Origin of the sequence: Micromonospora sp. NPDC049282 (assembly GCF_043197045.1) — a bacterium.
Lineage (GTDB): Bacteria > Actinomycetota > Actinomycetes > Mycobacteriales > Micromonosporaceae > Micromonospora.
Map to the genome: position 1 here is coordinate 132,952 of NZ_JBICSL010000005.1, position 13,880 is coordinate 146,831.

The 13,880-nt window shown below is 73.0% G+C and carries 13 protein-coding genes; 9 read left to right on the top strand and 4 right to left on the bottom strand.

All coding sequences use genetic code 11. The annotated features are described in order from the left end of the window. Positions 1-41 precede the first annotated feature (41 nt). The 5 genes from ACGFI2_RS11610 to ACGFI2_RS11630 all read left to right on the top strand — a co-directional run bounded on the left by ACGFI2_RS11610 (position 42) and on the right by ACGFI2_RS11630 (position 3,815). Positions 42-1,070 (top strand): 6-phosphofructokinase, encoded by a 1,029-nt coding sequence (locus ACGFI2_RS11610; protein WP_393514965.1) that lies wholly within the window; start codon positions 42-44, stop codon positions 1,068-1,070. 80 nt (positions 1,071-1,150) lie between these two features. Then, entirely contained in the window at positions 1,151-1,963 is an 813-nt protein-coding gene (proC, locus tag ACGFI2_RS11615; RefSeq protein WP_393514465.1) for a pyrroline-5-carboxylate reductase, read from the top strand. Between the two features lie 116 nt (positions 1,964-2,079). Further along, positions 2,080-2,430: a DUF2203 domain-containing protein gene (locus ACGFI2_RS11620; protein ID WP_393514468.1), complete on the top strand. Its 351-nt coding sequence runs from the start codon at positions 2,080-2,082 to the stop codon at positions 2,428-2,430. 4 nt (positions 2,431-2,434) lie between these two features. Then, the gene (locus ACGFI2_RS11625) at positions 2,435-2,737 is read left to right on the top strand and encodes a hypothetical protein (RefSeq protein WP_393514471.1); all 303 of its coding nucleotides are present in this window, start codon (positions 2,435-2,437) and stop codon (positions 2,735-2,737) included. A gap of 274 nt (positions 2,738-3,011) precedes the next feature. Continuing rightward, positions 3,012-3,815, top strand: a complete 804-nt coding sequence (locus ACGFI2_RS11630; protein ID WP_393514473.1) for an SGNH/GDSL hydrolase family protein — start codon at positions 3,012-3,014, stop codon at positions 3,813-3,815. Positions 3,816-3,882: 67 nt separating this feature from the next. Here ACGFI2_RS11630 and ACGFI2_RS11635 read toward each other — a convergent pair whose 3' ends face one another. Continuing rightward, entirely contained in the window at positions 3,883-4,371 is a 489-nt protein-coding gene (locus ACGFI2_RS11635; protein ID WP_393514476.1) for a glutathione peroxidase, read from the bottom strand. Between the two features lie 143 nt (positions 4,372-4,514). Here ACGFI2_RS11635 and ACGFI2_RS11640 point away from each other — a divergent pair, with 143 nt between their 5' ends. Further along, the gene (locus ACGFI2_RS11640; protein WP_393514479.1) at positions 4,515-6,155 is read left to right on the top strand and encodes a glycosyl hydrolase family 18 protein; all 1,641 of its coding nucleotides are present in this window, start codon (positions 4,515-4,517) and stop codon (positions 6,153-6,155) included. A gap of 98 nt (positions 6,156-6,253) precedes the next feature. Here ACGFI2_RS11640 and ACGFI2_RS11645 read toward each other — a convergent pair whose 3' ends face one another. After that, positions 6,254-7,228 (bottom strand): AraC family transcriptional regulator, encoded by a 975-nt coding sequence (locus ACGFI2_RS11645; RefSeq protein ID WP_393514482.1) that lies wholly within the window; start codon positions 7,226-7,228, stop codon positions 6,254-6,256. 213 nt (positions 7,229-7,441) lie between these two features. Between ACGFI2_RS11645 and ACGFI2_RS11650 the strand changes: the two genes are divergently transcribed. The 3 genes from ACGFI2_RS11650 to ACGFI2_RS11660 all read left to right on the top strand — a co-directional run bounded on the left by ACGFI2_RS11650 (position 7,442) and on the right by ACGFI2_RS11660 (position 10,644). Next, positions 7,442-7,951 carry a hypothetical protein gene (locus ACGFI2_RS11650; protein ID WP_393514485.1) on the top strand — a complete coding sequence of 170 codons (510 nt, stop codon included), beginning with the start codon at positions 7,442-7,444 and terminating at the stop codon, positions 7,949-7,951. 90 nt (positions 7,952-8,041) lie between these two features. After that, complete coding sequence (locus ACGFI2_RS11655) at positions 8,042-9,448, top strand: class II 3-deoxy-7-phosphoheptulonate synthase (protein ID WP_393514488.1); 1,407 nt, start codon at positions 8,042-8,044, stop codon at positions 9,446-9,448. Positions 9,449-9,624: 176 nt separating this feature from the next. Next, a complete protein-coding gene (locus ACGFI2_RS11660; RefSeq protein ID WP_393514968.1) occupies positions 9,625-10,644 on the top strand; it encodes a threonine aldolase family protein in 1,020 nt (339 codons plus the stop codon). A 16-nt stretch (positions 10,645-10,660) separates the two neighbouring features. On the opposite strand, the gene ACGFI2_RS11665 is transcribed toward ACGFI2_RS11660, so the two are convergent. Both ACGFI2_RS11665 and pknB read right to left on the bottom strand, forming a co-directional pair. Further along, a complete protein-coding gene (locus tag ACGFI2_RS11665) occupies positions 10,661-11,524 on the bottom strand; it encodes a deoxyribonuclease IV (protein ID WP_393514971.1) in 864 nt (287 codons plus the stop codon). A 251-nt stretch (positions 11,525-11,775) separates the two neighbouring features. Beyond that, positions 11,776-13,758 carry a Stk1 family PASTA domain-containing Ser/Thr kinase gene (pknB, locus tag ACGFI2_RS11670; protein WP_393514491.1) on the bottom strand — a complete coding sequence of 661 codons (1,983 nt, stop codon included), beginning with the start codon at positions 13,756-13,758 and terminating at the stop codon, positions 11,776-11,778. Positions 13,759-13,880: the final 122 nt, after the last annotated feature.

The window sequence follows — 13,880 nt, forward strand, 5'->3', positions numbered from 1 at the left end:
AATCCGGGCTTCACCTGATGCTTCAGGAGGATGAGCAGATCATGCGTATCGGCGTGCTCACCGGCGGCGGCGACTGCCCTGGTCTCAACGCGGTGATTCGGGCGGTGGTCCGCAAGGGCGTCGCCACGTACGGTCACGAGTTCGTGGGCTTCCGGGACGGCTGGAAGGGCCCGCTCGAGGGTCTGACCAAGCCGCTGGGCATCGCGGAGGTGCGCGGCATCCTGCCGCGCGGCGGCACCATCCTCGGCTCGTCCCGGACCAACCCGTTCAAGATCGAGAACGGCGTGGAGCGGATCAAGGAGAACCTGGCCGCGCAGGGCGTGGACGCCCTGATCGCGATCGGCGGCGAGGACACCCTGGGCGTCGCCACCAAGCTCCACGAGCTGGGCGTCAACGTGGTCGGCGTGCCGAAGACGATCGACAACGACCTGGGCGCCACCGACTACACGTTCGGCTTCGACACCGCGGTCAACATCGCGATGGAGGCCATCGACCGGCTGCACACCACCGCCGAGAGCCACCACCGCACGCTCGTCGTCGAGGTGATGGGCCGGCACGCCGGCTGGATCGCCCTGCACGCCGGTCTCGCCGGCGGCGCCAACGTGATCCTGCTGCCGGAGCGGCAGTTCGACGTCGAACAGGTAGCCGGCTACGTCGAGAAGCGCTTCCAGCACCAGTACGCCCCGATCGTGGTGGTCGCCGAGGGCGCCCAGCCGCTGGACGGCCAGATGGTGCTGCACAACCAGGAGCTCGACTCGTTCGGCCACGTCCGCCTCGGCGGCATCGGCCAGTGGCTCGCCGAGCAGCTGGAGGCCAAGACCGGCAAGGAGGCCCGCACCGTGGTGCTCGGCCACATCCAGCGCGGCGGCACCCCGACCGCGTTCGACCGGGTGCTCGCCACCCGGCTCGGCCTGCAGGCCATCGACGCGGTGCACGAGGGCGACTGGGGCAAGATGGTCGCGATGCAGAGCACCGACATCGTCCGCGTCCCGCTGGCCGAGGCCACCGCGGAGCTGAAGACCGTGCCGCTGGAGCGGTACGCCGAAGCCGAGGTCTTCTTCGGCAGCTGAGGTGTAAGGAGGGGCCCCTTCCTAACGCCTGGCGTATAGCAGGGGCCCTCTTTTTAACAGTTGTCGGACGAGGAGGCGCGGTGGGCGGGCACACGGTCGCGGTGATCGGCGCCGGCAAGATCGGCGAGCTGATGCTCTCCGGGCTGCTGCGCTCCGGCTGGCCGGCGGAGCGGCTGCTCGCCACCGCGCGCCGGCCGGCCCGCGCGCAGGAGTTGACCGACCGCTACGGCGTCCGGGTGGTGGACAACGTCACCGCGGTCACCGAGGCCGAGGTGCTGGCCGTCTCGGTCAAGCCGCAGGACGCCGCCGCCCTGCTCGACGAGATCGGCCCCAAGGTTCCCGCCGGCAAGCTGGTCATCTCGCTCTGCGCCGGCCTGCCGACCAGCTTCTTCAACCGCCGGCTGCCCGAGGGCACCCCGGTGGTGCGGGTGATGACCAACACCCCGGCCCTGGTCGACCAGGCGATGAGCGCCATCTCGCCGGGCGCGCACGCCACTGACGCGCACCTGGCCCTGGCCGAGGAGATGTTCTCCCCGCTCGGCTCGACCGTCCGGGTGCCGGAGTCCCAGCAGGACGCGGTCACCGCGCTCTCCGGCTCCGGCCCGGCCTACTTCTACCTGCTGGTCGAGGCCATGATCGACGCCGGCATCCTGCTCGGCCTGCCTCGTCAGGTGGCGCACGAGCTGATCGTGCAGACCGCGATCGGCTCGGCGGTCATGTTGCGCGACTCCGGCGAGCACCCGGTGAAGCTGCGCGAGGCGGTCACCTCGCCGGCCGGCACCACCATCTCCGCTATCCGCGAGCTGGAGAACCACGGCGTACGCGCGGCCATGCTGGCGGCGCTGGAGGCCGCCCGCGACCGGGCCCGCGAACTCGCCGCCCACGCGGACTGACCGGTCAGCGCGTCGGTGCGGCCGGTGACGGGCGCTCGTCCCGGAACTGGACCGAGTCGTGACCGCGGCCGGGCCGTCGTCAGCCTGGCGGAGCCTCGGTACCGCATACTGGCCGGGTGTTCACTCTCGCCCAGGCGCGACACCTGGTGGCCACCCTGCGGCCCCGTGTCGACGAGCTGATCAAGCTCCGTGCCGACCTCGCCGAGCTGCGGGTCGACCTGGCCGACCACGGCGCCAGCGCGCTCGGCGGGCTCGCCGAGGTGAAGGCGCTGGAGGCCCGGCTGCACGCCGTGGTGGAGGAGTTGCACCAGCACGACATCGAGGTCAAGGGGATCGCCCCGGTGCTGCTCGACTTCCCCGGTGAGCGCGACGGTCGGGCGGTGCTGTGGTGCTGGCTGGAGGGGGACACCGACGTCCGGTGGTACCACCGGGTCGAGTGCGGCTTCGCCGGCCGCCGTCCGGTCTGAGCCGGTGGGCGGGCCGCGTCGCGCGACGTCGTCGGACGCCGACGAGCTGGTCCGGCTCCGGGGGTTGATGCTCGCCGCGATGAGCGGCGCGCCGGCCGCGCCGGGCCACTGGCGGGACGTCGCGCGGGACAGTCTGCGCGCCTGGCTGGCGGAGCCGGATCCCCGGCTGGCGGCCTTCGTGGTGGACGCGCCGGACGGCGTGTCGCTGGCGGCGTGCGCGGTGGGCACGGTCGAGCGACGGCGGCCGGCCGGCCGCTCTACCGCGAGCTGGGGTTCCGGGAGACCGCCGACCCGGCGATGCGGTTGACGCTTCCCGAGCGCTGAGCGCCGGACCGGCGGGATGCCCGCCGGCCGGTCAGCCGTCGGCGTGGCGGCGGGCGGCCGCCTGCCCGCCCCGGCATTCCCGACCGTGGTGGTAGTTGCCCACCCTGGCGGAAACCTTCATTGGCGGATCCCGGCGCGGCATCGATTTGTATGGACAAGTCTCTATGGACTAGGGCTGCAAATCGGTGATCTTCCATGTTTGGTGATCTTATTGATATCAATCTCTCACCACCACTTCCCACCCCCAGGAGTGCGACGTGCGGAGATCCCGTCTTGCCACCCTCGCCCTGACCCTGGCCGCCTCGGTCGGGTTCACCCTGTCCCTGGCCGCCCCCGCCCAGGCCGCCCCGTCCGACCGTTACGTCGCGCTCGGCGACTCGTACGCCTCCGGCGTCGGTGCCGGCAGCTACACCTCCGAGAGCGGCAACTGCCTGCGCAGCACGAACGCGTACCCGGCGCTCTACAACGCCAACATCCGACCGGCCTCGTACCGCTCGGTCGCCTGCTCCGGCGCCACCACCGCGGACGTCATCAACAACCAGCTCTCCGCGCTCTCCTCGACCACCACGCTGGTCAGCGTCACGATCGGCGGCAACGACGTCGGCTTCGCCAACATCATGAGCACCTGCGTGCTCCAGGGCGAGTCGCAGTGTGTGGCGGCCGTGAACTCGGCCATGGACGTGGCCCGCACCCAGATGCCGGGCCGGCTCGCCAACGTCTACAACGGCATCCGGAGCCGCGCTCCCTCGGCCCGCGTCGTGGTGGTCGGCTACCCGGTCTTCTACCAGCTCGGCACCGTCTGCGTCGGGCTCACCGCGACCTCGCGAGCGAAGATCAACGAGGGCATCAACCTGCTCGACGACATCACCCGGACGGCCGCCACCTCGGCCGGTTTCACGTTCGCCGACGTCCGCTCCATCTTCGTCGGTCACCAGCTCTGCAGCTACGGCACCAAGTGGCTGCACGCGTTGAACGTGCTGAACCTGACCATCTCCTACCACCCGACGGCCGCGGGGCAGTCCGGCGGCTACTACCCGGTCTTCCGGTCCGCCGCCGGCTGACCGGAAGCGCTCGATCCGCGAGCGGCATGCCTCGGGCAGGAGGAGGCATGCCGCTCCGCCGTGCTCCTCAGGCCGGCAGGACCTTCTCGATCGCGGCGCGCAGCTCGGCGTCCTCGGGCGTGACCTGCGGGGCGAACCGGGCGGCCACCGCGCCGTCCGGCGCGACGAGGAACTTCTCGAAGTTCCAGCGCACGTCGCCGGTGTGCCCCTCGGCGTCCGGGGTGGACACCAGCTCGGCGTAGAGCGGATGCCGGTCCGGACCGTTGACGTCGACCTTCTCGGTGAGCGGGAAGGTCACGCCGTAGTTCACCTGGCAGAACTCCTCGATCTCCGCCGCGCCGCCCGGCTCCTGGCCGGCGAACTGGTTGCACGGCACCCCGAGCACGGTCAGCCCGCGCTCGGCGTAGGTGTCGGCGAGCGCCTGCAGGCCCGCGTACTGGGGGGTGAGGCCGCAGCGGGAGGCCACGTTCACCACCAGCAGGGCGCGGCCGCGGTAGCGGTCGAGGTCGGTCGGGCCGCCGGCGAGGGCGTCGATGGGTACGTCGAAAACGGTCATGTGACGAGGCTACGGGCCGCCGCGCGGCTCGCCCCGCGCCACCCGTGAAATCGACGCATCTACATCTTGACGAACTGATGACGGCGTGAGTAGCGTCTCAGCATCAATTTGGAAAGTTTCCTAACTGTTTGGGGAGACGCCGTATGAAGAGATCGCTCCGCCGGGCCCTCTGGGCCACCGGCGCCGTGGTCGCGCTCGCGGTCGCCGCGGTGCCCATGACCACCGCGTCGGCCGCCGGCAGCGTCACCGCCACGTTCACCAAGGTGCAGGACTGGGGGACCGGTCACGAGGGGCGGGTCACCGTCACCAACGGCACCGGCGCGGCCGTGAACAGCTGGCGCATCGAGTTCGACCTGCCCTCCGGCACCTCGATCAGCAGCTCCTGGGACGCCGACGTCACCCGCAGCGGCAACCACTACGTCGCGGTCAACAAGAGCTGGGCCGGGCCGCTCGCCCCGGGCGCCAGCTTCAGCTGGGGCTACAACGGCACCGGGGCGTACAAGGGGCCGCTGAACTGCACCGTCAACGGCGGCTCCTGCGCCGGCGGCGGCACCCCGCCGACGACCACGCCGCCCACCACCACGCCGCCGACCACCACCCCGCCGACGACGACGCCGCCCACCACCACGCCGCCGACCACCACCCCGCCCACCACGACCCCGCCGACCGGCGGCAAGAAGGTGGTCGGCTACTTCGCCGAGTGGGGCGTCTACGGCCGCAACTACCACGTCAAGAACATCCACACCAGCGGCTCGGCCGCGAAGCTGACCCACATCCTGTACGCCTTCGGCAACACCACCGGCGGGCGGTGCAGCATCGGCGACAGCTACGCCGACTACGACAAGGCGTACACCGCGGCGGACAGCGTCGACGGCGTCGCCGACACCTGGGACCAGCCGCTGCGCGGCAGCTTCAACCAGCTGCGCAAGCTGAAGAAGATGTACCCGAACCTGAAGGTGCTCTGGTCCTTCGGCGGCTGGACCTGGTCGGCCGGCTTCACCCAGGCCGCGCAGAACCCGGCCGCGTTCGCCGACTCCTGCTACTCGCTGGTCAAGGACCCGCGCTGGGCGGACGTCTTCGACGGCATCGACGTCGACTGGGAGTACCCGAACGCCTGCGGCCTGCAGTGCGACGGCAGCGGCCCGAACGCGTTCAAGAACGTGGTCTCCGCGCTGCGGACCAAGTTCGGCTCCAGCTTCCTGGTCACCGCGGCGATCACCGCCGACGGAAGCAACGGTGGCAAGATCGACGCGACCGACTACGCCGGCGCGGCGACGAACCTCAACTGGCTGATGCCGATGACGTACGACTACTTCGGCGCGTTCGCCGCCCAGGGGCCGACCGCGCCGCACTCGCCGCTCTACTCGTACACCGGGATCCCGCAGCAGGGCTTCTGGTCCGACGCGGCGATCCAGAAACTGAAGTCCAAGGGCGTGCCGTCCAACAAGCTGCTGCTCGGCATCGGCTTCTACGGCCGGGGCTGGACCGGCGTGACCCAGACCGCTCCCGGCGGCAGCGCCACCGGCGCGGCGCCGGGCACCTACGAGGCCGGCATCGAGGACTACAAGGTCCTCAAGAACACCTGCCCGGCCACGGCCACGGTCGGCGGCACCGCGTACGCCAAGTGCGGCAGCAACTGGTGGAGCTACGACACCCCGGCGACCATCGGCGGGAAGATGAGCTACGCCAACACCCAGGGCCTCGGTGGCGCGTTCTTCTGGGAGCTCTCCGGAGACACCAGCAACGGTGAGCTGATCGGCGCCATCAAGGGCGGTCTCGGCTGAGCCGAGGGCCGACGCACCACACCCTCGGCTGAGCCGAGGGCCGACGCACCACCCACCCGGCGGGGAGGGACCGCACCGGCCCCTCCCCGCCCGCGTGGTCAACCCCGGGCGGCCCGTTCCCGGTGCTCCCCCGGGGACAACCCGTAGGCGGCCCGGAACGCGCGGCTGAAGTGCGCCGGGTGCGCGAAACCGCACCGGGCGGCGACCTGCGCGACGCTCAGCCGCCCCAGCCTCGGGTCGGCCAGCTCCCGGGCCGCCCGCTCCAGCCGGCCGGCACGGATCAGCCCGCCGACCGTCGTGCCGGTGCCCTCGAAGAGCCGGTGCAGTGACCGCAACGACAGGTGGTGCGCCGCCGCGACGGCGGCCGGGGAGAGTTCCGGATCGGCCAGGTGTTGCCGGACGAACGCCGTCACCCGCGTCCGGAGCCCGGTGACCCGGATGTCGACCGGCAGGTCCCGCTCGACGTCCAGCCGCCCGGCCAGGGTGCCGGCGACCAGGTCCAGGGTGATCCGGTCGAGGTGCGGGGCGTCGGCCGCCGCGTACTGCTCCGGGTGCGCCACGATCCGCCGCAGGAACGCGGCGAGCAGCGCGCCCATCCCGGTGCGGGCCGGGATGTCGGCGGCGAACAGGCCGGTCAGTCGGTGCGGGGCCAACGGCAACGCCCGGTGCGGCACCAGGACGGTCAGCGTCTCCACCGCTCCCGCCGTCGCGCCGTCCGGCCGCAGCCGGGAGCCGTGCGGCCGGACGGTGTCGACGAGGGTGAACGCGGACGGGTCGAGCGGCCCCTCGCGGCGCTGCTGGGTCACCACCCCGCTCCCGGACAGCGGCAGGGCGAGCTGGTACAGCTCCGGGTCACCACTGTCGATCAGGTGGGCCGGTCGGGTGAACTCCAGGGACGGGTAACGCCAGACACCGAGGCGGATCGTGCCCAGGTCGATCACCCGGGCCGACGCGGTGAAGTCGTCCACGTGCGGGCTGCGGATCCTGGCCGTGGACGCCTGCCGGGCGACGAGCTCCTGCCAGAAGTCGAACCGCTCGGCCGGGGGCAGCCACGCGGTGTCGACGGATGTCACGGTGAGGATGGTTCGTCACCTCCTCCGAAGGACGCGGCCCGGTGCCGCCACGGCACCCGAGACTAGTGATCGTCAAGCCGGGGTCGCGGGCCGGCGGGCGTGCCGCCTGGCCGGGCGGGACGATCGAGGCGAGGATGGGGAGGCCGGCGACCGGCGCGCGGGTCGGTGTGACACACTCGCCGCTCGACCGGTCCGTGCCGAGGAGGAGGGTCGATGGTCCCGAAGCACCGCCGCCGCCCGGTGGCCGCGTTCGCCCTGCTCGCGCTCCTGCCGGCCGGCCTGGCCGGCTGCGGCGCGGGCGACGACGGGGGGAGCGCCGCCGCGCCCACCGGTCGGGCGCCGGCCGAGGAGGCCGCCGCCAAGAGCCGGGAGCGCGTGCAGGCGTACCTGGACGCGCTGGCCGCCCGGGACGCGGCCGCCGGTCGCAGTCAGCTCTGCGCGCCCATGCAGGCCGCTTTCGACACCGCCGCCACCGGCCCGAACGGCGACTTCGCCGACCACTTCACGGTGCCGCAGGCCACCATCACCGCCGTCCGCACCGGGCCGCGCGGCCAGGAGGTCAGCGCCTCGGTCACGGTGGCCGCCGGCTCGCGCAAGGCCGTCCGGTCGCTGCTGTTCACGGTGACCCGCACCGGCGCGGACTGGTGCATCGCCGGCGAGGCACCGATCGGCAACCCCGCCCCGCCGGATGGCGACCCCGTCCGGCCGGATGCCACGCCCTGATCCGGCGTCGATGTGGCGGCGATCTCCCATGCAGCGGAATCGTCCCCCTCGGCGTCGGGTGAGCCGGACGGTCGCCGTACGCTTTCCCGCATGCGCCATGAGTGGCACCAGCTGAGTCACCCCGCCGTGGGCAGCCCGGGTCTGCAGACCAGCCGCCCGACCGCCGACTCCGCCGAGGACGTGGCCCTCGGCCTCGACCGCTGGCGGGAGTTGCCGCGTGCGCAGACCCCGCCCTGGAGTGATCCCGCGCAGGTCGCCGAGGTCTGCACGGTGCTGGACACGGTGCCGTCGGTGGTCGCGCCCTACGAGGTCGACCAGCTGCGGCGGCGGCTCGCCCTGGTCTGCGAGGGCAAGGCGTTCCTGCTCCAGGGCGGCGACTGCGCGGAGACCTTCGCCGACAACACCGAGAGCCACCTGCTGGCCAACGCCCGCACCCTGCTCCAGATGGCGATCGTGCTCACCTACGGCGCGTCGCTGCCCGTGGTCAAGGTGGCCCGGGTCGCCGGCCAGTACACCAAGCCCCGGTCGCTGCCCACCGACGCCCGCGGCCTGCCGGCCTACCGCGGCGACATGATCAACTCGCTGGAGACCACGCCGGAGGCGCGGATCGCCGACCCGCAGCGCATGATCCGGGCGTACGCCAACTCGGCCGCCGCGATGAACATGCTGCGGGCGTACCTGGCCGGCGGGCTGGCCGACCTGCACGCGGTGCACGACTGGAACAAGGACTTCGTCCGGCAGTCCCCGGCCGGGGAGCGCTACGAGGCGATCGCCCGGGAGATCGACCGGGCCATCGCCTTCATTCGGGCTTGCGGGATGACCGACGAGGAGGCGCTGCGGACGGTCACGCTCTACTGCTCCCACGAGGCGCTGGCGCTGGAGTACGACCGGGCGCTCACCCGCATCTCCGACCGCCGGGCGTACGGGCTGTCCGGGCACTTCCTCTGGATCGGCGAGCGGACCCGGCAGATCGACGGCGCGCACATCGACTTCATCTCCCGGATCGCCAACCCGATCGGCGTCAAGCTCGGCCCCACCACCACGCCGGACGAGGCGATCGAGCTGTGCGAGAAGCTCAACCCGGACAACGTCCCCGGCCGGCTCACGCTGATCAGCCGGATGGGCAACCACCGGGTCCGGGACGCGCTGCCGCCCATCGTCGCCAAGGTCACCGCCGCCGGCGCCAAGGTGGTCTGGCAGTGCGACCCGATGCACGGCAACACCCACGAGTCCTCCAACGGCTACAAGACCCGGCACTTCGACCGGATCGTCGACGAGGTGCTCGGCTACTTCGAGGTGCACCGCGGCCTGGAGACCCATCCGGGCGGCCTGCACGTCGAGCTGACCGGCGAGGACGTCACCGAGTGCCTCGGCGGCGCCCAGGGCATCGAGGACCTCGACCTGCCCGACCGGTACGAGACCGCCTGCGACCCGCGACTGAACACCCAGCAGTCGCTGGAGCTGGCCTTCTTGGTTGCGGAGATGCTCCGTGGCTGACGCGAGGAGCGAGCTTGCGAGCCCCGCAGTCGGCAGCCGAAGAGATGACAGTGGCTGACGCGAGGAGTGAGCTTGCGAGCCCCGCAGTCGGCAGCCGAAGAGATGAGAGTGGCTGACGCGAGCAGTGAGCTTGCGAGCCCCGCAGTCGGCAGCCGAAAGGAGACACCGTGGATAGTGTGATCGACCTTCGTACGGACACCGTGACCCGGCCGACGCCGGGGATGCGGGAAGCCATGGCCACCGCCGAGGTGGGCGACGACGTCTACGGCGAGGACCCGACCGTGGCCGCGCTCGAGGCCGAGGTGGCCGCCCGGCTCGGGCACGAGGCGGCGCTGTTCGCCCCGAGCGGCTCGATGGCCAACCAGCTCGCCCTGCAACTGCTCGTCCCACCCGGCGACGAGCTGCTCTGCGACGCCGACGCGCACGTGGTCACGTACGAGGTCGGCGCCGCGGCCGCGTACGCCGGAATCTCGTCGCGGACCTGGCCGGCGGTGGGCGCGGAGCTCGACCCCGACGTGGTCGTCGGGATGATCCGGCCGGACGGCTACTTCGCGGTGCCGACCCGGGCGATCGCGGTGGAGCAGACCCACAACCGGGGCGGTGGCGGGGTGATCCCGCTGTCCACGCTGCGCCGGCTGCGTGCGGTCGCCGACGAGCACGGGCTCGCCCTGCACTGCGACGGCGCCCGGATCTGGCACGCGCACGTGGCCGACGGGGTGCCGTTGGCGGAGTACGGCGCGCTGTTCGACACGCTCTCCGTCTGCCTCTCCAAGGGGCTGGGCGCGCCGGTCGGCTCGCTTGTCGTGGGCAGCGCCGAGAAGATCGCCCGGGCCCGGTTCCTGCGCAAGCGGATGGGCGGCGGCATGCGGCAGGTCGGCATCCTGGCCGCCGCCGGCCGGTACGCGCTGGCGCACCACGTCGAGCGGCTCGCCGACGACCACGCCAAGGCGGCCCGGCTGGCCGAGGCGGTCGCCCCGCACGGGGTGCTGGCGACCGGGGTGCGGACCAACATCGTGCCGCTGGACCTGGCCAAGCACCCGCTCGACGCGCACGCCCTCGCCGCCGCCACCCGGGCGGAGGGCCTGCTGATCTCGGTGCTCGGCCCGCGTACCGCCCGGCTGGTCACCCACCTGGACGTCACCGACGCCCAGATCGACCGCGCCGCGGACATCCTGGCCACCGCCCTGCGAGCCTGACCCGTTCCCGCCCGGGTCAGGGGTGGAGGCGCCTGAGGGTGGCGATGTCGGCGGCGTGCCCGACGTGCTTCTCGGTCGGCGTCTCCACCAGCACCGGCACGCCGGCGGTCGCCGGGTGGCGCATCAGCTCGGCGAACGCCGGCTCGCCGATGCTGCCCTTGCCGATGTTCTCGTGCCGGTCCCGGGTGGAGCCGCACAGGTCCTTCGAGTCGTTGGCGTGCACCAGCCGCAGCCGGTCCGCGCCCACGGTGGCGACCAGGGTGTCCAGCGTGGCGGTCATGCCGCCCTCGGCGGCCAGGTCGTGCCCGGCGGCCCAGGCGTGGCAGGTGTCGAAGCAGACGCCCAGCATCGGGTGCCGGTCGACCGCGTCCAGGTAGGGGCCGAGGTGCTCGACCCGGGAGGCCAACGACCGGCCGCCCCCGGCGCTCGGCTCGACCAGCAGCATCGGCCCGCCGGCCGCCGCGGTCTCGTCCAGCAGCGGCAGAAGCGACTCCCGCACCTGCCGCAGGGCCGCCTCGGCGTGCCCGGCGTCGACGGAGCTGCCGGCGTGGAACACCACGCCCTCGGCGCCGATGGCACGGCCCCGCCGCAGCGCGTGGGCCAGCGTCTCCGCCGACCGGGTGACCGTGGCCGGGGTGGGGGAGCCGAGGTTGACCAGCAGCGAGGCGTGGATGAAGACGGGCAGGCCACGCTCGCCGCAGCCGTCGCGGAACAGCGCGTCCTGCGCCGGGTCGCCGGCCGGCAGCGCCCAGCCGCGCGAGTTGGAGACGTAGACCTGCACCACCTCCGAGGCGGCCGCCTCGGCGTACGGCAACGCCGCCCGGGCCAGCCCACCGGAGGTGGGGGTGTGCGAGCCCACCCGCCGGCGGTCGCCGGCCACGTGCCCCGGGCTCACCGGGCCTGCCTTCGTTCGCGACTGCGGGGCTCGCAGGACCGGCTCGCTCCTCGCGCTCGCCGGGCCCGCCTTCGTTCGCGACTGCGGGGCTCGCAGGACCGGCTCGCTCCTCGCGCTCGCCGGGCCTGCCTTCGTTCGCGACTGCGGGGCTCGCAGGACCGGCTCGCTCCTCGCGCTCACAGGGCCTGCCTTCGTTCGCGACTGCGGGGCTCGCAGGACCGGCTCGCTCCTCGCGCTCACAGGCAGGTCACCGTGACCGGGGTGCCCGGCGGGACCTGGGTGTTCTCGGGCGGGTTCTGCAGCCGGGCCACACCGTTCGGGTTGAGCTGGACGGTGACCGGGAAACCCTGGCTCTCCAGCGTCTGCTTGGCCTGCTGGCACGGCATGTCGATCACCCGGGGGACGGCCACCTGGGGCGGACCCTTGCTGATCTCCAGCTTGACCTTGGCGCCCTTCTCCACGCCGGTCCCGTCGGCCGGGCTCTGGCCGAGGATCTCGTCCTTCGGCTTGTCGGAGTCCTTGTAGTTCTCCTCCGGGGTCAGCCCGAGCTTCGCCAGGACGCCGCGCGCCTCGTTGATGTTCTTGCCGACCAGGTTGGGCACGGTGACCGGGGCGCGGCCCTTGCTGAGGATCAGCGTCACCTTCGACCCGGGCTTGACCACCGTGCCCACCTTCGGGTCGGTGGCCAGCACCACGCCGGCCGGCAGCGCGTCGTCGTAGCGGGAGGCGCCCTTGGCGGGCACCAGGTTGGCGCCGCTGAGGTCGGCCTGGGCCAGCTCGTAGTCCTTGCCGACGACGTCCGGCACCGGCAGCCGCTCCGGGCCGAGCGACAGCGTCAGGGTGATGGTGCCGCCCTTGACGATCCGGGCGGCCGACCCGGGCGCCTGCCCGAGGACCGTGTCCTTCGGCACCGTCTCGTCGTATCGGGGGTCGGCGTAGCGCAGCGTGAAGCCGCCGCGCTGGGCCTGCGCCTCGGCCTCGGCCTTGGTCATGCTGACCAGCTGCGGCGCGACCGTGTAGCGGCCCACCCCGAACCACCAGCCGCCGAGCGCGGCCACCAGGCCGAGCACCACGGCCGCCGCGGCGACGGCCAACCGGCCGCGCGGCGAGCCCATGACCCGGGTACGCAGGGCGGCCAGCCGGGCGCCCAGCCCTTCCGGCTCGTCCGCCCGGCGCCGGTGCGGGCGCTGCCCGCCGCCCTCGGGCAGCCGGGCCCAGGTCGGTCGCTCGGCCGGACGGACCGCGGCCACCACCTGGGTCGGCTGGCTCAGCACCGACGTGTCGTCACTGATCTGGCGCAGCACGGCGGTGTGCGCGTGCGGGTTGCCCAGCTCGTCGCGGGCCGCCTGCACCTCGGTCAGCAGCGTCCCGGCGTCGGCCGGGCGGGCGGCCGGATCACGCCGGGTGGCGCGGGCAACCAGCGCGTCGAGGACCGGAGGCACCGCCGGGACCAGGGTCGACGGCGCCGGCACGTCGCGGTCGACGTGCTGCCAGGCGACCTCGACCGGGCGGTCGCCGTCATAGGGCACCCGGCCGGTGAGCATCTCGAACAGCACGATGCCGGCGGAGTAGACGTCGGTGCGCGGGTCGGCGTGTCCCTGGGTGACCAGCTCCGGCGCCACGTAGGCCACGGTCGCCATCAGCTGGCTGCCGTTCTCCTCCTCGGCGCTGGCCTCGACGGCCCGGGCCAGGCCGAAGTCGGCCACCTTGACCACGCTGTCGACCAGGTTGCCGCTGCCGCCGGCGGGCGCCTCGGCGACCAGCACGTTCTCCGGCTTGACGTCGCGGTGCACGAGACCGGCCCGGTGCGCGGCGGCGATCGCGGCGAGCATCTGCTCGGCGATCGCGAGCGCCTCGTCCGGGTTGAGCCGGCGCCGCTCGGCGAGCACGTCGCGCAGCGTGCGGCCGCGGACGTACTCCATCACCAGGTAGGGCAGCCCGGCGTGGATGCCCTGGTCGTAGACCGCGACCACGTTCGGGTGGGTGAGCCGGGCGATGGTCTTCGCCTCGTCGGTGAACCGCTCGACGAAGCCGGCCATCCGGGCCCGCGCCTGCGGCGCCTGGGTCGGGTGGATGATCTTGACCGCCACGGTGCGCTCCAGGCGCTCGTCGGTGGCGGTGTACACGGTCGCCATGCCGCCACGGGCCACGCGACCGCGAATGCGGTAGCGCCCGTCGAGCAGCGAGCCCAGCAACGTGTCGGCGACCTGTGTGTCCATCGGCAGGCAGTCTATGTGTCGGGACGGTGAAGGATGAACAGGATGCTACCGCCGGGGTGCGACGAGGGTGGACCGGCACGCCCCCGGCGGTTGCGGGGGTGCCGTGCACCCCGGGCGGCGGG

What these genes read in the sequence shown, in the direction of transcription:
- ACGFI2_RS11610 (WP_393514965.1), top strand. Translation starts at nt 42, where the DNA reads ATGCGTATCGGCGTGCTCACCGGCGGCGGCGACTGCCCTGGTCTCAAC.
- ACGFI2_RS11635 (WP_393514476.1), bottom strand. Translation starts at nt 4,371, where the DNA reads ATGACCGTTTTCGACGTACCCATCGACGCCCTCGCCGGCGGCCCGACC.
- ACGFI2_RS11640 (WP_393514479.1), top strand. Translation starts at nt 4,515, where the DNA reads ATGAAGAGATCGCTCCGCCGGGCCCTCTGGGCCACCGGCGCCGTGGTC.
- ACGFI2_RS11650 (WP_393514485.1), top strand. Translation starts at nt 7,442, where the DNA reads ATGGTCCCGAAGCACCGCCGCCGCCCGGTGGCCGCGTTCGCCCTGCTC.
- ACGFI2_RS11655 (WP_393514488.1), top strand. Translation starts at nt 8,042, where the DNA reads ATGCGCCATGAGTGGCACCAGCTGAGTCACCCCGCCGTGGGCAGCCCG.
- pknB (WP_393514491.1), bottom strand. Translation starts at nt 13,758, where the DNA reads ATGGACACACAGGTCGCCGACACGTTGCTGGGCTCGCTGCTCGACGGG.